Source organism: Cupriavidus sp. LA-1, from assembly GCF_055385985.1.
Genome location: NZ_AP031387.1, coordinates 3,705,027 through 3,722,296, shown reverse-complemented (window position 1 = coordinate 3,722,296; position 17,270 = coordinate 3,705,027). Strand labels below are relative to the sequence as shown.

Annotated in this window: 17 protein-coding genes; 10 read left to right on the top strand and 7 right to left on the bottom strand. The window is 68.1% G+C overall.

What is annotated here, in order from left to right:
- The first annotated feature begins 22 nt into the window (after window positions 1–22).
- Genes ACZ5MJ_RS17440 through ACZ5MJ_RS17430 form a run of 3 tightly spaced genes read left to right on the top strand, consistent with a single transcriptional unit; the run spans window position 23 to window position 2,039 of the window.
- Complete coding sequence (locus tag ACZ5MJ_RS17440) at window positions 23–895, top strand: biotin--[acetyl-CoA-carboxylase] ligase (protein ID WP_464223747.1); 873 nt, start codon at window positions 23–25, stop codon at window positions 893–895.
- A complete protein-coding gene (locus ACZ5MJ_RS17435; RefSeq protein WP_464221038.1) occupies window positions 892–1,746 on the top strand; it encodes a type III pantothenate kinase in 855 nt (284 codons plus the stop codon). The genes ACZ5MJ_RS17440 and ACZ5MJ_RS17435 overlap by 4 nt, the downstream gene beginning before the upstream one ends.
- 59 nt (window positions 1,747–1,805) lie before the next feature.
- Complete coding sequence (locus ACZ5MJ_RS17430) at window positions 1,806–2,039, top strand: hypothetical protein (protein ID WP_464221036.1); 234 nt, start codon at window positions 1,806–1,808, stop codon at window positions 2,037–2,039.
- A 2-nt stretch (window positions 2,040–2,041) separates the two neighbouring features.
- Here the strand turns inward: ACZ5MJ_RS17430 and rfaE2 are convergent, their stop codons facing one another.
- From rfaE2 to ACZ5MJ_RS17400, 6 genes are all read right to left on the bottom strand, one after another.
- Window positions 2,042–2,536 (bottom strand): D-glycero-beta-D-manno-heptose 1-phosphate adenylyltransferase, encoded by a 495-nt coding sequence (gene rfaE2 / locus ACZ5MJ_RS17425; RefSeq protein WP_464221034.1) that lies wholly within the window; start codon window positions 2,534–2,536, stop codon window positions 2,042–2,044.
- Between the two features lie 659 nt (window positions 2,537–3,195).
- Window positions 3,196–4,059 (bottom strand): ferritin family protein, encoded by an 864-nt coding sequence (locus ACZ5MJ_RS17420; protein ID WP_464221032.1) that lies wholly within the window; start codon window positions 4,057–4,059, stop codon window positions 3,196–3,198.
- 200 nt (window positions 4,060–4,259) lie between these two features.
- Complete coding sequence (locus ACZ5MJ_RS17415) at window positions 4,260–5,537, bottom strand: patatin-like phospholipase family protein (RefSeq protein WP_464221031.1); 1,278 nt, start codon at window positions 5,535–5,537, stop codon at window positions 4,260–4,262.
- A 37-nt stretch (window positions 5,538–5,574) separates the two neighbouring features.
- Entirely contained in the window at window positions 5,575–6,351 is a 777-nt protein-coding gene (locus tag ACZ5MJ_RS17410) for a PhaM family polyhydroxyalkanoate granule multifunctional regulatory protein (protein ID WP_464221030.1), read from the bottom strand.
- A 74-nt stretch (window positions 6,352–6,425) separates the two neighbouring features.
- Window positions 6,426–7,259, bottom strand: coding sequence for an enoyl-CoA hydratase/isomerase family protein (locus ACZ5MJ_RS17405; RefSeq protein WP_464221029.1), 834 nt, complete (start codon window positions 7,257–7,259; stop codon window positions 6,426–6,428).
- A gap of 120 nt (window positions 7,260–7,379) precedes the next feature.
- On the bottom strand, window positions 7,380–8,360 hold the full coding sequence (locus ACZ5MJ_RS17400) for a fumarylacetoacetate hydrolase family protein (protein ID WP_464221027.1): 981 nt from the start codon (window positions 8,358–8,360) through the stop codon (window positions 7,380–7,382).
- A 205-nt stretch (window positions 8,361–8,565) separates the two neighbouring features.
- Here ACZ5MJ_RS17400 and ACZ5MJ_RS17395 point away from each other — a divergent pair, with 205 nt between their 5' ends.
- The 4 genes from ACZ5MJ_RS17395 to ACZ5MJ_RS17380 all read left to right on the top strand — a co-directional run bounded on the left by ACZ5MJ_RS17395 (window position 8,566) and on the right by ACZ5MJ_RS17380 (window position 11,858).
- The gene (locus tag ACZ5MJ_RS17395; RefSeq protein ID WP_464221026.1) at window positions 8,566–9,399 is read left to right on the top strand and encodes an IclR family transcriptional regulator; all 834 of its coding nucleotides are present in this window, start codon (window positions 8,566–8,568) and stop codon (window positions 9,397–9,399) included.
- A 58-nt stretch (window positions 9,400–9,457) separates the two neighbouring features.
- Window positions 9,458–10,480 (top strand): DUF3108 domain-containing protein, encoded by a 1,023-nt coding sequence (locus tag ACZ5MJ_RS17390; RefSeq protein ID WP_464221024.1) that lies wholly within the window; start codon window positions 9,458–9,460, stop codon window positions 10,478–10,480.
- A gap of 51 nt (window positions 10,481–10,531) precedes the next feature.
- Window positions 10,532–11,374: an alpha/beta fold hydrolase gene (locus ACZ5MJ_RS17385; RefSeq protein WP_464221023.1), complete on the top strand. Its 843-nt coding sequence runs from the start codon at window positions 10,532–10,534 to the stop codon at window positions 11,372–11,374.
- Between the two features lie 226 nt (window positions 11,375–11,600).
- Complete coding sequence (locus ACZ5MJ_RS17380) at window positions 11,601–11,858, top strand: BTH_I0359 family protein (protein WP_018314386.1); 258 nt, start codon at window positions 11,601–11,603, stop codon at window positions 11,856–11,858.
- A gap of 72 nt (window positions 11,859–11,930) precedes the next feature.
- Here the strand turns inward: ACZ5MJ_RS17380 and ACZ5MJ_RS17375 are convergent, their stop codons facing one another.
- Complete coding sequence (locus ACZ5MJ_RS17375; protein WP_432258915.1) at window positions 11,931–12,323, bottom strand: rhodanese-like domain-containing protein; 393 nt, start codon at window positions 12,321–12,323, stop codon at window positions 11,931–11,933.
- Between the two features lie 228 nt (window positions 12,324–12,551).
- Between ACZ5MJ_RS17375 and ACZ5MJ_RS17370 the strand changes: the two genes are divergently transcribed.
- The 3 genes from ACZ5MJ_RS17370 to ACZ5MJ_RS17360 all read left to right on the top strand — a co-directional run bounded on the left by ACZ5MJ_RS17370 (window position 12,552) and on the right by ACZ5MJ_RS17360 (window position 17,031).
- Entirely contained in the window at window positions 12,552–13,613 is a 1,062-nt protein-coding gene (locus ACZ5MJ_RS17370) for a homocysteine S-methyltransferase family protein (RefSeq protein ID WP_432258916.1), read from the top strand.
- A gap of 17 nt (window positions 13,614–13,630) precedes the next feature.
- Entirely contained in the window at window positions 13,631–16,378 is a 2,748-nt protein-coding gene (gene metH / locus ACZ5MJ_RS17365) for a methionine synthase (protein WP_464221020.1), read from the top strand.
- 263 nt (window positions 16,379–16,641) lie between these two features.
- Complete coding sequence (locus tag ACZ5MJ_RS17360) at window positions 16,642–17,031, top strand: hypothetical protein (protein ID WP_464221018.1); 390 nt, start codon at window positions 16,642–16,644, stop codon at window positions 17,029–17,031.
- The last annotated feature ends 239 nt before the right edge of the window (window positions 17,032–17,270 follow it).

Sequence of the window (17,270 nt, the reverse complement as noted above, 5' to 3'; positions counted from 1 at the left end):
CGATCCCAGTCCTTTGCCGCGCATGTCCGCCGTTCCTCCGACTCCATCCGATCTTCCCGCCGGTCCCTGGCGCATCGATGCCGGTGCGCTGCGCGCCATGCTGTCGCCCACGCTGCACGACTGGACGCTGGAGCTGGTCGAGGAAACCGGCTCCACCAATGCCGATCTCACCGCGGCCTGCCGCCAGGCACCGTGGTCCGACGCCGGCAGGCTGCGCCTGGCCTACCGCCAGACCGCCGGGCGCGGACGCCAGGGCCGGCCATGGCAGGGGCAGGCGGGCATGACGTTCTCGGTGGCGCTGCCGCTGGCATTGGCCCCGGCGCAACTGAGTGGCCTGAGCCTGGCCGTGGGGCTGGCGCTGGCCGAGGCCCTGGGCGATGTCGATGCCAGGCTGGGCGCGCGACTCGGCCTGAAGTGGCCCAATGACCTGCAGATCGACGGCCGCAAGCTGGCCGGCATCCTGATCGAGTCGGTGCCGGCCGGGCCGCGGCAAGTCTGGGCCGTGATCGGTATCGGCCTGAACCTGGTGCGCGATCCACAGATGGAAGCGGCGCTGGGCCGCGAACTGGCGGGCGTTGCCGAAGCCATGCCCGGCTTCGATGCGCAGCGCGATGCGCCGCGCCTGCTGGCCGCGCTGCTGGAACGGCTGGCGGCGATGCGCACGGACTTCCTTGCACACGGCTTCGGGCCGATGGCGCGGCGCTGGTCCGCCGCCGATGCCTATCGCGACCAGCCGGTGCGGCTGCTGCACGACGGCAAGGTGATCGCCGAAGGCATGGCCCGCGGCGTCGACGAGGCCGGCCACCTGCTGCTGGAAACGCCGGCCGGGCTTGAGCGCATTGCCAGCGGCGAGCTGTCGCTGCGGCCCGCCCCGGGGCAGGGAGATGCCGCGTGAGCGCGCCGCGGCTGCTGATCGATATCGGCAATACCCGCCTCAAGTGGGCCTGGTGTGAAGCCGGTGCGGCGTTGCCCGCCACGGGCGCGCTGCCCACGCCATGGCAGCACGGCGGCGCGGTGGCGCATGCCGATGAGGGCGCGCTGAAGACGCTGGCGGCTGAGCTGCGCGCGCTGCGCGCAAGCGGGCCGATGCCGTCGGTGTGGATCAGCAATGTGGCCGGGCCGGTGATTGCCGCCGCCGTCGATGCCGCGCTGGTCGAAGCCTTCGGCGGCTGCGCGCCGGTGCAGTGGGTGCGCAGCGCCGCCGCGCACGGCAACCTGGCCAATGGCTATCGCGAACCCACCCAGCTGGGCGTGGACCGCTGGGTCGGCGCGGTCGGCGCGCACCGCTGGCTGCCGCACGACACGCTGCTGGTGGTGACCGCGGGCACCGCCACCACGCTGGATATCGTCACCGTGGCGGCCGATGGCAGTGCGCGCTTCGAAGGCGGCCTGATCCTGCCAGGCCTGGCGCTGATGCTGGGCACGCTGGCGCGCAATACGGCGCAGTTGCCGGCGCTGGACGTCGGCGATGCCGGCAGCGTGGCCGGCGCGCAGCGGCGCTGGGCCGACAACACGCACGACGCCATTGCCGCGGGCTGCCTGGCCGCGCAGGCCGGCGCCATTGAGCGCACGTGGCGCGCGCTCGGTGAGCGCGGCCCCGCTGGTGGTCCCGCTCGCCGCCCCGCGCGCTGCCTGCTGTCCGGCGGGGCCCGCCATGCGCTGGCGGGGGCGCTCGCGGTGCCGTTCGAGATGCACGATAATCTGGTGCTGCTCGGGCTGCATGCGATGGCCCTGGCCGGCGCCTAGACATACCTGCGCACGCGCGTACCTACGCACATCCACACGCACCGTTCCGGCCCCGAATCATGACCACACCCGGCCAGCCCGACCCGCCACGCTCGCTGCGCATTGCGCTGCTGTTGCTGCTATGTGCCAATGCCTTGCTGCTGGCGGCGGTGCTCGGCGCCTTCGGTGCGAACCCGCTGTCCGGATGGTTTGAAACGGCGCGTGAGCCGCAGCGGCTGGAGCAGCAGGTGCGCGGCGAACGGATGCAGCTGCAGCCGCCGGGATCCGTGCCGGCACGGGCGCCGGCACCGTAGGCTCAGCCGCCCTGGCGCACCTTGCTCAGCAGCTTGGTGGTCGAGCGGTCGTGCAGGAAGGCGATGGCATAGGCCTGGCCGCCCCAGCTGCGCACCAGCCGGGTTTCTTCCAGCGTGTCGATATCGTAATCGCCGCCCTTGACGTAGATGTCGGGGCGGACCAGGCGGATCAGCTCCACCGGCGTCTGTTCGCGGAACATCGCCACCAGGTCGACCGATTCCAGCGCGGCCAGCAGCGCCATGCGGTCCGATTCATGGTTCAGCGGGCGGTCGTCGCCCTTGCCCAGCATCTTCACGGAAGCATCGCTGTTGACCCCGACCACCATGCTCGCGCCCAGCGCGCGCGCCTGTGCCAGGTAGGTGGCATGGCCGCGATGCAGGATGTCGAACACGCCGTTGGTGAACACCAGCGGGCGCGGCAACGCAGCGATGCGCGCGGCCAGCGCGGCGGGGTTGTCAGGCAGGGTCAGCTTGGATTCGAAGGCGGGAACGGACATGGATCGGCATCTGAAGGTGGAGGCCGGCCCCGTCGCGGAGCCGGCATGCTTGCCCGAATGGTACCCGTTCTTGACGCGTGCCAGCCGGCCACGCCCAGCGCGATGACCGCGTCGTTGGCGACCGGCGGCCGCACCGACGCGGCGGCAATGCCGCGCAAGGCGTCCAGCAGCGCCTGCCGTACGGCGTCGATCTGCGCGGCCCGGGCCCGCTGGCGCCATCGATCCTCGCGCAGCTTGCGGATGGCATACGCCGCCTTGCGGTTATTCCGATGCTATCGGAAGTGTGAGGTATTACACCACGAATTAAATGCGGTCGTAATGCCGGGATAATTGCAGCGTGATTTGAGTATTTTGTTTTTCGATATGGGTATATTAGACAAAGGAGCGCCTGGCGTGGATTGGCACATTGCTGTGCGGCAATGCAGGCGAAGGGAGTGGAATGATGTAGTAACCGGCTACTACCTGCGTGGCGGCCGGTTCGCCTATCATCGCGGGCACCGGATTTCCGGGATAAGGAAAACGGCATCGCAAATATCCGCCAATACCGGACCAGGTCCGGTGTGCCGTGGCGGATCGCATTTGTCGGGAATGCGTCAGGTAGAAAAGGCAGAAAAAAGCCCCGCTGCGGCGGGGCTTTTTTTCGTGCTGCAGGACTGGTGTCAGGCTTGCGCCGGCTGGGCGCCGCCGGTGCCTTGCAGGCTGGCGTTCAGTTCCTTGCGGTAGCGGTTCAGGTCCTGCACGGTCTCGAAGGTGCGTTCGAACAGCAGCGACATGTTGTGCAGGATCCGTTCGATGACCTTCTTTTCCCAGCCTTCGTCGAAGCGGATCTGCTCGTCCAGCCAGTGCTCGAGCCAGTCCGGATCCGGCAGGCGCGACTGCACGGTGTCGTTGGGGAACAGTGCCTTGTTGACGTGCAGGTTGGTCGGGTGCAGCGGCTTCTCGGTGCGGCGCGCCGATGCCATCAGCACGCCGATCTTGGCGAAGGCGGCGCGCGCGCTGTCGCCGAACTGCGCCAGGTACTTCTTCATGTAACGCAGGTAGGCGCCGCCGTGGCGGGCTTCGTCCTGCGACAGGGTGCGGTAGATATGCTTGATCACCGGCTCCGTGTGCCATTCGGCGGCGCGGCGGTACCAGTGGTTCAGGCGGATCTCGCCGCAGAAATGCAGCATCAGCGTTTCCAGCGGCGGGGCCGGGTCGAACTCGAAGCGCACCGCGTGCAGTTCTTCCTCGGTCGGCACCAGGTCCGGGCGGAAGCGGCGCAGGTACTCCATCAGCACCAGCGAGTGCTTCTGTTCCTCGAAGAACCAGATGCTCATGAACGCCGAAAAGTCAGAGTCGTGCCGGTTGTCGCGCAGGAACATCTCGGTCGCGGGCAGGGCGGACCATTCCGTGATCGCATTCATGCGAATGGTCTTGGCCTGGTCCTCCGTCAGCATGCTGGCGTCGAAGGATTCCCAGGGGATGTCCTTGTCCATGTGCCAGCGGACGGCTTCCAACGATTTGAACAGTTCGGGGTAGAGCATGGTAAGCCTTTGAAATTCCGGGCAGATTCTACCAGATGCGAATTATTCTCTTCTCCTTTTTTAGCCCGGATCGGGGCAAATGCAACGCTTTTTGACGGGGTTTGGCGCAACCGTGCCCATTCTGCGGGCGATTAACGGTGTGCCGGCGCGCCAAAGTGCCAGTCGCGGCGCCTGGCTGGCCGCCATGTGATGGTCGGGGCTCACGGGGAAAGGGCCTGTTCGTCCGTGCGCTCGCCGGTGGCCGGCGAAGCCGGCGCCGTGCCCGGAACGATACCGTACAGGAAGGCCGCCAGTTCGTCGGCCTGGGCCTCGGCGTCGTGCTCGCCCAGGGCCATCAGGGCCTGGGTGAAGGCCGGCTCGAACAGCAGGTAGCTGGCAAAGGCGGCGCCGCGCGCCTCGGTGCCGCCCAGCGGCGCCAGCAGTGCGCGCACCGTGCGCGGCAGCTGCTTTGTGTGCTCGGCGGCGATGGCTTCGATCGGCTCGCTCGGCGCGACCGTCATCACCTGCACCGGGCGCCAGCCTTCGCGGTCGCCGGCGATTTCGGGCATGCGCGCCAGCAGCCGGTTGATATGCAGCAGCCGTTCCAGGTCGGCATTGAGGCCGTCCAGGAAGATGCTGGCCAGCGCCTGGCCGCCCACCTGCGCCAGCGACGGATAGCCGCCCGCCGGCATGGTGTCGAACCAGCCCGAGCGCTGCCGCGAGGCCGCCCCGATCGCCAGGATGCGTGATGCGCCGAGGTGGATCGCCGGCGACAGCGGCGACATCTGCCGCATGGTGCCGTCGCCGAACCACTCATGGTGGCCATCGAGCTCCAGCGCCATGGCCGGGAACAGGAACGGGATCGACGACGACGCCAGCAGGTGGTCCACCGTGATCTGCGCCGGCACGGCCAGGCGCTGGCTGCGGTGCCATGGATGGATGCGGTGGTGCGACTGGTAGAAGGTCACATGGCGCCCGGTGCTGTACGACAGCGCCGTGACCGCGAACGCCTGCAGCGCGCCGCTGTCGAGGCTGGCCTGCACGCGCGCGGGCTCGAACAGCTCGCCCAGCATGCTGCCCAGCGGCGTGTTGTCGAACAGCGCGCGTGGCGCGCGGCGCTGCGTGGCCCAGCCCAGCGCCAGGGTCGACAGCCAGCGCGCGCCCGATATGCCCACGCGCAGCACGTCGGTGCGGTAGACGTCGTCGGCATGGATGCCGTGCCAGAGCGCGCCCAGGCTCTGCGTGGCGGCCTGGAAGTTCCCCGCCTGGATCGCCAGCCCGGCGCCGTTGACCGCGCCAGCCGAGGTCCCGGCAATGATGCCGAACGGCATCGCGCCATGGCCCTTGCCGACCCGTTCGGCAATGCGGGCCAGCCCGTTCAGCACGCCCGCCTGGTAGGCGGCGCGCGCGCCGCCGCCCATCATGATCAGCGCGGTGGCGGCGGGGTCGGGTCCGGATTTCGGCGCGGAGTGGCCTGCCGGGAAGGGCTCGCGGTGCATTGCGTCGACGTGGACGAAGGGTCGGGTGTCCTGACTGTCAGGTTGTACCGCTGCCGTTGGTGGTGTTGCTGCCACCGTTCCCGGCATCGTCGGCGCCGTTGCCCGCGTCCTTCGCCGGCCTGGCCCCGGCAGGCTTCCTGGCTGGTGCCTTCTTCGCCGGCGCCTTCTTGGCGGCGGGCTTGCCCGTGCCGGTGGCAGCGGCCTTGCCTGGCGCGGCGGTCTTCGGTTTCGCCGCGCTCGCCTGAGCCGCGCTGGCACCGCCGGGTGCGCCGAAGCCGCCCATCCCGAACGGTGCGATGCTGGCCGCGGCGGCGCTGCTGGCGATCTGGTTGAATTGCTGCTGCAGCATGTCCCACCACAGCCCGGCGTTGGGCGGCAGGGCGGACCCGGTGTCGCTGGCGGCCGCTTGCGCGGGCTCGGCGGCAGGCGGCTCTGGTTGCGCACTGCTGCCGGTATCCGCGCCGGTGCGTTCCGGTGCCGCGGCGCTGGGCGTGTTGGCCGCGCGCGCGACGTTTTCCATCGCCGACTGCATCGCCTCGGGCGACAGGGCGTTGCCGAAGGTCTGCAGTGCCACCAGCGTGGCGCGCTGCACTTCCAGGCCCTGGATGGTGGTGCGCAGCAGGTTGGTGTTCAGCTGCAGCCAGCTCTCCACGGCCTTCAGGTCGGCGATGCGCTTGTCGAGGTCGTCGAGGTCCATCGGCGGGGTCATGGCCTGCAGGCCGGGCATCATGCCCGCGGACATGCCGGTGCCGCTGCCCCACAGCCGGCGCATGAAGTCGAAGCCGTTGGTGAAATCTGGAATCTGTCCGAACATGGTTGCGCGCTCCGTGTGCGGCGCAGCCCCGGGATTGGCCAGGAGGGCCGGTCGGGCCGGCGGCTGCGTCGTCGTTATCTGAACTGTGGCGGCCGCTTCTGGCGCAGGCTCGCCATGCCTTCGTGCACGTCGGGCCCGGCAAAGCCCATGAATTCAAGCGCCAGCGAGGTATCGAAAGCGGGGCCGGCCATGCGCAGCCAGTTGTTGAGGGCGTACTTGGTCCAGCGGATCGCGGTCTGCGACCCCGCTGCCAGCCGGTTGGCCACCTCGAAGGCGCGCGCCACCAGTTCATCCTCTTCCACCGCCAGCGAGACCAGGCCGATCCGCTCGGCCTCTTCGCCGCTGACCGACTCGCACAGCATCAGATAGTACTTGGCCTTGGCCATTCCGCACAGCAGCGGCCACACGATGGCGGCATGATCGCCGGCGGCCACGCCCAGCCGGGTATGGCCGTCGACGATGCGCGCCGTCCTGGCGGCGATCGAGATATCGGCCAGCAGGCCGGCCACCAGCCCGGCACCCACGGCGGGACCGTGCATGGCGGAGACCACCGGCTTGTCGCAGTTGATGACGTTGTAGACCAGGTCGCGCGCCTCGTGCCAGACGCGGGTACGGGTCTCGAAATCGTTGGCCATGTCCTCGACCAGGGCCAGGTCGCCGCCGGCCGAGAAGCCCTTGCCCTCGCCGCGGATCAGCGCCACGCGCACCTCGGGGTCGGCGGATACGTCGCGCCAGATCTCGGCCAGTTCGCGGTGCATGTTGGCATCGGCCGTGGCCAGCTTCTGGTTGGCCGACTGGGCCGCGCCCATGATGATTTCGAGGATGGGGCCGTGGCGGCGCAGCGTCAGGGCGCGATAGCGCTCGTAGCGGGGGGAGAGGGGTGTGTTGTCAGCGGTGGGGGTAGTCATCGGGGGCCTGTGAAGTCGTGGGTCAGCGGGGCGCCGGAGGCATCGTCAATTTACCAACCGATTGGTCGGTTAATTATATGCATATCCGGCACGCCGCCGCACGCGTGGCCCCCGCGTGCCTCAGGCCGCCGCCACCAGCTGGTCGATCGCGCCGAACACCGAATGGCCCAGCGCATCGAACATTTCGATCTTGACCGCGTCGCCGAACTTCATGAACTCGGTCGACGGCTTGCCTTCGTCGATGGTCTCGAGCATGCGCTTCTCGGCGATGCAGCAGTAGCCCTTCTTGCGGTCGACATTGGAGATCGTGCCCGATCCCACGATGCTGCCGGCGCGCACATTGCGGGTCTTGCAGATATGGGCAATCAGCTGGCCGAAGTCGAACACCATGTCGGTGCCGCAGTCGGGCTGGCCCACCTTCTTGCTGTTCCAGTGCACGGTCATCGGCAGGTGCACCTTGCGCTCGCGCCAGGCTTCGCCGAGTTCATCGGGCGTCACTGCCACCGGCGAGAACGCCGTGGCCGGCTTGCTCTGGAAAAAGCCGAAGCCCTTGCCCAGCTCGGCCGGGATCAGGTTGCGCAGCGAGACATCGTTGGCCAGCATCACCAGCCGGATGGCTTCGCCGGCCTGCTCGGGGGTGGCGCCCATCTTCACGTCGCCGGTGATCACGGCCACTTCGGCCTCGAAGTCGATGCCGAACGCCTCGCTCGCGCAGACGATATCGTCCTGCGGACCGACGAAGTCGTCCGAGCCGCCCTGGTACATCAGCGGGTCGGTCCAGAATTCCGGCGGCATCTCGGCGCCGCGCGCCTTGCGCACCAGTTCCACGTGATTGACGTAGGCCGAGCCGTCGGCCCACTGGTAGGCGCGCGGCAGCGGCGCCATGCAGTCCCTGGGCGCGAACGGGAAGGGGTGGCGCGCGCGGCCGGCGTTGAGTGCGTCGTACAGGTCCTGCAGTTGCGGCGCGAAGAACTGCCAGTCGTCGAGCACGGTCTGCAGCTTGCCGGCGATGTCGCTGGCGGTGTGGGCGGTCTTCAGGTCGCGCGACACGACCACCAGCTGGCCGTCGCGCGAACCGTCCTTCAGGGTTGCGAGTTTCATGAATGCAGTGCGGTAGGGATCGGGGGAGGGCGCCCGCGGGGCAGGCGCAATGGCCGCTAGTCTAGCGCCTAACCTGGCGCGCCAAGCCCGCGCGTGCCCAGTCGACCGGCATGCCCCTGGCCCTGACCAGTTTTGGTAAATCGATTTCGCTATAGTAAATTCACCAGCTCACTCACGCCTCCGGGAATCGCCCATCCGTCGCCGCATGTCAGAGATCGAAGAAGAAGACGCCAAGCTGCGTTCCGGCATCCAGTCCATCGAGGTGGGCTTCAGGCTGCTGCAGGCGCTGGCGGCATCGCCGCGCGCGATGATGCTGCGCGACCTGGCCGCCGCCGCCGACATGAACCCGGCCAAGGCCCACCGCTACCTGGTCAGCTTCATGCGGCTGGGCGCGGTGGCGCAGGACCCCGTCAGCGGGCGCTATGACCTGGGGCCGTTCGCGCTGCAGCTGGGGCTGGCCGGGCTGAACCGGCTCGACCCGGTCAAGAAGGCGCGCCCGATCCTGTCGCAGCTGCGTGATGAACTGGACCTGACCGCCGGCATTGCGGTGTGGGGCAACCACGGTCCCACCGTGGTGCACTGGGAGGAATCCAGCCATCCCGTCACGGTCAGCCTGCGCCTGGGCGATGTGATGCCGATGCTGAACTCCGCCACCGGCCGGCTCTATGGCGCCTACCTGCCGCGCAAGCAGACGCTGCCGCTGATCGAGCGCGAACTGGGTGCGCGTGGCAATGACGGCGTGCCCGACATGCCGCGCACGCTGGCCGAGTACGACGCCATCTGCGCCGAGGTGCGCGCGCATGGCGCTGCGCGCACGCTGGGCGGCGTGCTGCCCGGCATCAATGCTTTCTCGATGCCGGTGTTCAACGCCAACGGCCACCTCGCCATGGGACTGATCGTACTGGGCGCGCAAAGCATATTCGATGCAGAATGGGGCGGTACGATGGAATGTCGCATCCGTGACATCGCCCAACAGCTCTCATCGGAACTCGGCTACCTTGGTGCCGCCACCCCGGCCGGACAAACCGGCCAATCCTAGTTCCCACGCCCGGTCCGGCGCGGATCCTCGCGTCCGGCGCCGGCGGCGCTGGATCCTTGTGATTGCGCTGGTGCTGCTGGTCCACGTGCTGGCCGTGGTGGGTTTTGTACGCATGCCGGGACCGCTGATCCCGGTCGATGTCAGCCACACGCCCACGCTGGAAGCGGTGCTGCTGCCGCCGCCCGCGCCGCCGGCTCCGCCCACGCCGCGGCCCATGCCCCGGCCGCGGCCGCAGCCCCGGCCGGCCGCGCCGGCACCCCGGCCCGAATCGAAGGCGGCGCCCGCCCCGCCGCCCGCACCCCCGCTCGCCACCAGCCCGCAAGGCCCGGCCGAGATGGCCTCCGGCAACGGCGGCGAAGGCAGCGCTGCCAGGCCTGCCGCGCCTGCGCCGACCCCTGCGCCTCCCGCGCCCTCGGGCGGACCGCAGGGTGGGGTCGACGGTGTGCGCTACAACGCGCCCCCGTCGGCAACCATGCACTACGCCAGCTATGTCAACGGGGTGCAGAACCCCGATGGCCTGATCCGCTGGGAGCAGGACGGCGGCCACTACCGGCTGGCGGTCGAAACCCGCGTGCTGTGGTTCCGCTTTGCCTTCCAGAGCAGCGGCGCGATGACCGAGCAGGGCCTGTTGCCGGAGCGCTATGAAGAACGCCGCCGCAACAAGTCGGAGGCGTCGCGCTTTGACGGCGCGGCCGCCACCGTGGTCTTTGCCTCGGGCACGCAGGCGCCGTTCCCGCCCGGGGCGCAGGACCGCTTCAGTGTGTTCCTGCAACTGGTGGGGCTGGCGCGCGGCAATCCACAGCGATATGCCACCCCCGGTGTGACGGAAACCTTCCAGGTGGCCGACACGCGGGATGTGGAACCCATGCAAGTGCAGTATGTTGGAGAGGACGAGATCGACACCGGCCAGGGCATGGTGCGCGCAAAGCACTTTGTGCGGTTGCCGCGCCGTGCCAACGACCGGCGCCGCGTCGAGATCTGGCTGGCGCAGTCACTGGGCTGGATGCCGGTGCGCCTGCGCCAGACCGAGCCCGACGGCACCCAGATCGAGCTGGTGTACCGCGGCAAGGAAGGACAGTAGAGCCGCCGCGTGCGCAAGACCGACGCATGCTTAACCGAAAGGAGCCCAGCCATGACTGTTGCCACGCCACCCACCGAAACCCGGCGCATCCACGCCGATGGCGCCGACCTGTACGTGCGCGTGGACGGGGCTGACGGGCCGTGGGTGATCCTGGCCCATGCCCTGGCCGCCGACCATACCTTGTGGGACGCCACCGCGCAGCACCTGGCAGGCCGCTACCGCGTGGTGCGCCCGGACCTGCGCGGCCACGGCGCCAGCGATGCCCCGCTCGGGCCCTACACCATGACGCGGCTGGCCGACGACGTGGTCGCCGTGATGGACGCGCTGGAGATCCCGCAGGCGCATTTCTGCGGCATATCGGTAGGCGGCATGGTCGGGCAGACCATGGGGCTGCGCCATCCCGAGCGGCTGTTGTCGCTGGCGCTGGTGGCCACCAACAGCCAGACGCCGATGGAAGCGCACCCGATGTGGCACAACCGCATCGGCCAGGCCGAGGCCCACGGCATGGCCGGCATGGCCGATGCCACGCTCGGGCGCTGGCTGACCCCGGCCTTCCATGAGGCGCACCGCGACGAAGTGTCGCGAATTCGCAACATGCTGATCGCCACGCCGGTACGTGGATACGTGGGGGTGGCCGAGGCAATCATGGCTTTTGACCTCGCCGGCGCGCTTTCCCGCATTCATTGTCCTACGCTGGTAATAGCGGGCGAGCAGGACCAGGGAGCAACGGTGGCGATGGCACAGAGCATCGCCGCGGCCATCCACGGCGCCAGGCTCGAGGTAGTGCCGCAAGCGGCGCACCTGGTGCACGTGGAGCAGCCCGAACGCTTCCACGCCGCACTGGACGCCTTTCTCGGGAGCGCCGCATGTGGGGGCCAGTGCGATGTTCCGTGACCAGCAACACACTGATGTTCCAGGCTCAAGAAACTTGTTGCATTGGCCGATGCCCAACTTATGTAAGGCAGAAAATCGTGGCAACGTGGTGACCGGCACCAATAACTTGATTTCCCGCCGGTCACCCCAAGTTTGGAGGTAAAGCCGCGGCGCCCCCTCAAGGCATCAACTGAGGCGAGAACCAACAAGGGCATGCCGCCCATCCATGACGCCCAGGAGGTGTGCCATGCAAATGATCTACAACAGCGACAACTACTGCATCGTGGAATTCGGTGCGGATGTCGATCAGGCGCCGCTTGAGTTCGGTGGCTATGAAATCGTCGACAAGAACCTGAAGCGCGAAATCTTTCTCGGCGGCCATCTTGCCGAGAGCTTCCGCGCCGACGTCAAACGCCTGATTGAAAGCGAGCCATCCGTGGAGGAAGTCGACGACTTTCTCGGCAAGTTCGACAATGTCATGACGCACCCGCTGGTGATGCACTGAGCGGCTTTGCCTGGAACGATCACGCCCGCTTCGGCGGGCGTTTTTGCTGGTTGGCGGTGCTGACGGCTGTCTTCAGTACTGTTCCCACGGCAGCCCGTCATGGCGCCAGCCGTTGAGCGTATTGCGGTGGCGCTGCGCGTCGAGGTCGCCCTCGAAGCCGTGCAGCACGAACTGGACGTTGGTGAACCCGGCGCCTTCCAGCGCCCGTGCCGCCGCCGACGAGCGGTTGCCGCTGCGGCAGATCAGCAGCACCGGCCGCGCCGAGGCCTGCCCGGCCAGCTTCTTCACCATCTGCACGAAATGCGGGTTGACCTCCCAGTCGGGGCCGTCGTTCCAGGGCACGTTGTGCGCCCCCTTGGGATGGCCGACGAACAGGTATTCCATCTCGCTGCGGCAGTCGATGAAGAGGGTTTCGGGCGATTGCGCCAGCAGGTCCTGGGCGGCGGCAGGGGCAAGGTGTTGCATGGTCGGGTGGGAGCAGGGCGCCGGGGCGCTTGTTGTCGATGGCGCTGTCGGCGACGCCGTTGGTGATGGTTACGCCTCTCAGTGTAGGCGCCAGGCCGTCCGCCAGGCAACCGAAGGCGACCGCAAGGCCTTGATACACCTGATAAAATCGCACTTCCTTGGCCGCCATCGGCCACCGCGGCCTACCGTCGAAGCTCCGCCGGCCCCGCCTTTCCAGAGTTCCCCGCCATGAGTGCCCCTGAATCGACCGCGGCCGCGCCGCGCCCCTACACCCGGGCTGCCGAATTGCCCCGGCTGCTGCAAGAACGCATCCTGATCCTGGATGGCGCCATGGGCACCATGATCCAGCGCTACAAGCTGTCCGAGGCCGATTACCGCGGCGAGCGTTTCGCGGAACACAAGGTGGACGTCAAGGGCAACAACGAACTGCTGCTGCTGACGCGCCCGCAGGTCATCAGCGAGATCCACGAGCAATACCTGGCCGCCGGCGCCGACCTGATCGAGACCAACACCTTCGGCGCTACCCGCGTGGCGCAGGAAGACTACAAGATGGCCGACCTGGCGTACGAGATGAATGTCGAGGCCGCGCGCCTGGCACGCGCCGCCTGCGACAAGTACAGCACGCCCGACAAGCCGCGCTTTGTCGCCGGCGCCTTCGGCCCGACCCCCAAGACCGCCAGCATCTCGCCCGACGTGAACGACCCGGGCGCGCGCAACGTGTCCTTCGAAGAGCTGCGCGCGTCGTACTACGAACAGGGCAAAGCCTTGCTGGAGGGCGGCGCCGACGTGTTCCTGGTCGAGACCATCTTCGACACGCTCAATGCCAAGGCGGCGCTGTTCGCCATCGACCAGCTGTTCGAGGACACCGGCGAACGCGTGCCGGTGATGATCTCCGGCACCGTGACCGATGCCTCGGGCCGGATCCTGTCGGGCCAGACCGTGGAGGCGTTCTGGAACAGCCTGCGCCACGCCCGGCCCGTCACCTTCGGCCTGAACTGCGCGCTCGGCGCGACGCTGATGCGCCCGTATATCGCCGAGCTGGCCAAGATCTGCGACGCCGCGGTGTCGTGCTACCCGAACGCGGGCTTGCCCAACCCGATGAGCGACACGGGCTTCGACGAAACGCCCGAAGTCACCTCCTCGCTGGTGGAAGAGTTCGCCGCGTCCGGGCTGGTGAACCTGGTGGGCGGCTGCTGCGGCACCACCCCCGAGCATATTGCCGCGATCGCCCAGCGCGTGGCCAACAAGACCCCCCGCACCTGGCCCGGCCAGTACCGCGACGCCGCCTGAGCCCGGAGCCCCTGAACATGAGCGACAACAAACTGCCCCCGCGCCCGATGCGCCTGTCCGGCCTCGAGCCCTTCACCATCGACGACGACACACTGTTCGTCAACGTCGGCGAGCGCACCAACGTGACCGGCTCCAAGGCCTTCGCGCGCATGATCCTGAACGGCCAGTTCGACGAAGCGCTGGCGGTGGCCCGCCAGCAGGTCGAGAACGGCGCGCAGATCATCGACATCAACATGGACGAGGCCATGCTGGACTCGAAGGCCGCCATGGTTCGCTTCCTGAACCTGATCGCCTCCGAGCCCGACATCGCGCGCGTGCCGATCATGCTGGACTCGTCCAAGTGGGAAGTGATCGAGGCCGGCCTGCAGTGCGTGCAGGGCAAGCCCGTGGTGAACTCGATCTCGCTCAAGGAAGGGGAAGAACAGTTCCGCCACCACGCCGAGCTGATCCGCCGCTATGGTGCGGCAAGCGTGGTGATGGCCTTCGACGAGAAGGGCCAGGCCGACACCTTCGCGCGCAAGACCGAGATCTGCAAGCGCAGCTACGACATCCTGGTCAATGAAGTCGGCTTTCCGCCGGAAGACATCATCTTCGACCCGAATATCTTCGCGGTCGCCACCGGCATCGAAGAGCACAACAACTACGCGGTGGACTTTATCGAGGCCACGCGCTGGATCAAGCAGAACCTGCCGTATGCCAAGGTCAGCGGCGGCGTGTCCAACGTGTCGTTCTCGTTCCGCGGCAACGACGTGGTGCGCGAGGCGATCCACACCGTGTTCCTGTACCACGCCATCGGCGCGGGCATGGACATGGGCATCGTCAACGCGGGCCAGCTCGGCGTGTACGACCAGCTTGACCCAGAGCTGCGCGAGCGCGTGGAAGACGTGGTGCTGAACCGCCGCGAGGATTCCACCGACCGCCTGCTGGAGATCGCCGACCGCTTCAAGGGCGGCGGCGCCAAGAAGGAAGAAAACCTCGCCTGGCGCGGCACGCCCGAGCAGCCGGTGCCGGTGGGCGCGCGCCTGGCGCACGCGCTGGTGCACGGCATCACCACCTTCATCGTCGAAGACACCGAAGAAGTCCGCCAGCAGGTCGAGGCGCGCGGCGGCCGTCCGATCGAGGTGATCGAAGGCCCGCTGATGGACGGCATGAACATCGTCGGCGACCTGTTTGGCGCCGGCAAGATGTTCCTGCCGCAGGTGGTCAAGAGCGCGCGCGTGATGAAGCAGGCGGTGGCGCACCTGCTGCCCTACATCGAGGAAGAGAAGCGCCTGCTGGCCGAGGCCGGCGGCGACGTCAAGGCGCGCGGCAAGATCGTGATCGCCACCGTGAAGGGCGACGTGCACGACATCGGCAAGAACATCGTGTCGGTGGTGCTCCAGTGCAATAACTTCGAAGTGGTCAACATGGGCGTGATGGTCCCGTGCAACGAGATCCTGGCGCGCGCCAAGGTCGAGGGCGCGGATATCGTCGGGCTGTCGGGGCTGATCACGCCGTCGCTGGAAGAAATGGCGTATGTCGCGTCGGAAATGCAGCGCGACGACTACTTCCGCGTGAAGAAGATCCCGCTGCTGATCGGCGGCGCCACCACCTCGCGCGTGCATACCGCGGTCAAGATCGCGCCCAACTACGAAGGCCCGGTGGTGTACGTGCCGGACGCCTCGCGCTCGGTGAGCGTGGCCTCGAGCCTGCTGTCCGACGACGGCGCGGCAAAGTACCTCGACGATCTGAAGTCCGATTACGACCGCATCCGCACCCAGCACGCCAACAAGAAGGCCACGCCGATGGTGACGCTGGCGCAGGCGCGCGCCAACAAGACCCCGATCGACTGGAGCACCTACGTGCCGCCGAAGCCCAAGTTCATCGGCCGGCGCGTGTTCCGCAACTATGACCTGGCGGAGCTGGCCAATTACATCGACTGGGGCCCGTTCTTCCAGACCTGGGACCTTGCCGGCAAATTCCCCGACATCCTCAACGACGAGATCGTCGGCGAATCCGCGCGCCGCGTGTTCTCGGACGGCAAGGCCATGCTGTCGCGCCTGATCCAGGGCCGCTGGCTGACCGCCAATGGCGTGATCGCGCTGCTGCCGGCCAACACGGTGAATGACGACGATATCGAGATCTACACCGACGAGACCCGCAGCAAGGTCGCGCTGACCTGGCACAACCTGCGCCAGCAGAGCGAGCGTCCGGTGGTGGACGGCGTGCGCCGCCCCAACCGCTGCCTGGCGGACTTTGTCGCGCCGAGGGACAGCGGCATCGCCGACTACATCGGCCTGTTCGCCGTGACCGCGGGCCTGGGCGTGGAGAAGAAGGAGGCCCAGTTCGAAGCCGACCATGACGACTACAGCGCGATCATGCTCAAGGCGCTGGCCGACCGCTTCGCCGAAGGCTTTGCCGAGTGCCTGCACGAACGCGTGCGCCGCGACCTGTGGGGCTACGACGCCGCCGAGCAGCTCAGCAACGAGCAGCTGATCGCCGAGTCGTACCGCGGCATCCGCCCGGCGCCCGGCTATCCGGCCTGCCCGGAGCACACCGTCAAGGGCCCGATGTTCGAGTTCCTCGACGCGGCCGAGATCGGCATGGGCATCACCGAGTCGCTGGCGATGACGCCGGCCGCGTCGGTGAGCGGCTTCTACCTGGCGCATCCCGAGTCGACCTACTTCACCATCGGCAAGATCGGCCAGGACCAGCTCGACGACATGGCGGCGCGCCGCCACGAAGACCGCGCCACGCTGGAGCGCGCGCTCGCACCCAACCTGTAACCGGGTGCGACGGCAGGGCGGCGGCGGCGGCGGTAGTGCCCCGCCGCCAGCCCGTTGATGCGGCAGGGAAAAGCGCTGCGGGCGACCTGCCAGGCCATGCCGGGGAGCCGTGTACGGCGCCTCACAACTCCTTACAGAGCCTTTCAACTGCTCACAGACCGGCGCGGTCCGGCTCCCTAGACTGAGGGCTCGATACACGCAATCACCAGCGTGATCACCGCGGCGAATGTTTCGCCGTGGGGCATCCTGAAAGGAGTCTGTCCATGAAGAAACTGCTGCTCTCCCTGTCCGTCCTGTCGATCGCCGCCGCTTCCTCGCTGGCCATGGCCCAGGGCACCGGCGTCTCGGTTGGCACGAAGGCCGATGTCGGTGCATCCGTGAGTACCCCCTCGCCCGCCGCCGCGGCGCACGGTGGCCTGAATACCGCCGGCAGCGCCGCGACGGGTGCCGCAGGCGCGGCTGAGAAGGGCCTGTCCACCGCCGGCTCGGCCGTCGACAAGAGTGTGGGCACCGCCGCCGACACCGCCGATGCCGCCAAGGCAGACGCAGGCAGCGCGGCCAAGCATGGCAAGCACGCCGCCAAGTCGGCCAAGAAGTCGAAGGCCGACGTGGGTGTCAGCGCTGGTGCGGAAGCTGGCGCCAAGGCGCAGTAACCTCGCCAGTCAGCGCACCGCAGTAAGCGCCAATAGTCTCTTGCAGTACTAGCCCCAGCCTCAACCGGTGCCGGCCGCGCCGGGCCCCCTCCAGGGATGTCACGGGCCTGACGCGCCGCAGCAAAGCGGGACGGATCTTATCCGTCCCGCTTTGCATTGGTGCGCGGAGAACGCGCGCCGGGTGCGCTGCTGCCGCCTCGCATTGTCAGCCTGACACCGACATCCTGCGCGCGCGCCCG

What these genes read in the sequence shown, in the direction of transcription:
- ACZ5MJ_RS17440 (WP_464223747.1), top strand. Translation starts at nt 23, where the DNA reads ATGTCCGCCGTTCCTCCGACTCCATCCGATCTTCCCGCCGGTCCCTGG.
- ACZ5MJ_RS17430 (WP_464221036.1), top strand. Translation starts at nt 1,806, where the DNA reads ATGACCACACCCGGCCAGCCCGACCCGCCACGCTCGCTGCGCATTGCG.
- rfaE2 (WP_464221034.1), bottom strand. Translation starts at nt 2,536, where the DNA reads ATGTCCGTTCCCGCCTTCGAATCCAAGCTGACCCTGCCTGACAACCCC.
- ACZ5MJ_RS17420 (WP_464221032.1), bottom strand. Translation starts at nt 4,059, where the DNA reads ATGCTCTACCCCGAACTGTTCAAATCGTTGGAAGCCGTCCGCTGGCAC.
- ACZ5MJ_RS17415 (WP_464221031.1), bottom strand. Translation starts at nt 5,537, where the DNA reads ATGCACCGCGAGCCCTTCCCGGCAGGCCACTCCGCGCCGAAATCCGGA.
- ACZ5MJ_RS17410 (WP_464221030.1), bottom strand. Translation starts at nt 6,351, where the DNA reads ATGTTCGGACAGATTCCAGATTTCACCAACGGCTTCGACTTCATGCGC.
- ACZ5MJ_RS17405 (WP_464221029.1), bottom strand. Translation starts at nt 7,259, where the DNA reads ATGACTACCCCCACCGCTGACAACACACCCCTCTCCCCCCGCTACGAG.
- ACZ5MJ_RS17400 (WP_464221027.1), bottom strand. Translation starts at nt 8,360, where the DNA reads ATGAAACTCGCAACCCTGAAGGACGGTTCGCGCGACGGCCAGCTGGTG.
- ACZ5MJ_RS17395 (WP_464221026.1), top strand. Translation starts at nt 8,566, where the DNA reads ATGTCAGAGATCGAAGAAGAAGACGCCAAGCTGCGTTCCGGCATCCAG.
- ACZ5MJ_RS17385 (WP_464221023.1), top strand. Translation starts at nt 10,532, where the DNA reads ATGACTGTTGCCACGCCACCCACCGAAACCCGGCGCATCCACGCCGAT.
- ACZ5MJ_RS17380 (WP_018314386.1), top strand. Translation starts at nt 11,601, where the DNA reads ATGCAAATGATCTACAACAGCGACAACTACTGCATCGTGGAATTCGGT.
- ACZ5MJ_RS17375 (WP_432258915.1), bottom strand. Translation starts at nt 12,323, where the DNA reads ATGCAACACCTTGCCCCTGCCGCCGCCCAGGACCTGCTGGCGCAATCG.
- ACZ5MJ_RS17370 (WP_432258916.1), top strand. Translation starts at nt 12,552, where the DNA reads ATGAGTGCCCCTGAATCGACCGCGGCCGCGCCGCGCCCCTACACCCGG.
- metH (WP_464221020.1), top strand. Translation starts at nt 13,631, where the DNA reads ATGAGCGACAACAAACTGCCCCCGCGCCCGATGCGCCTGTCCGGCCTC.
- ACZ5MJ_RS17360 (WP_464221018.1), top strand. Translation starts at nt 16,642, where the DNA reads ATGAAGAAACTGCTGCTCTCCCTGTCCGTCCTGTCGATCGCCGCCGCT.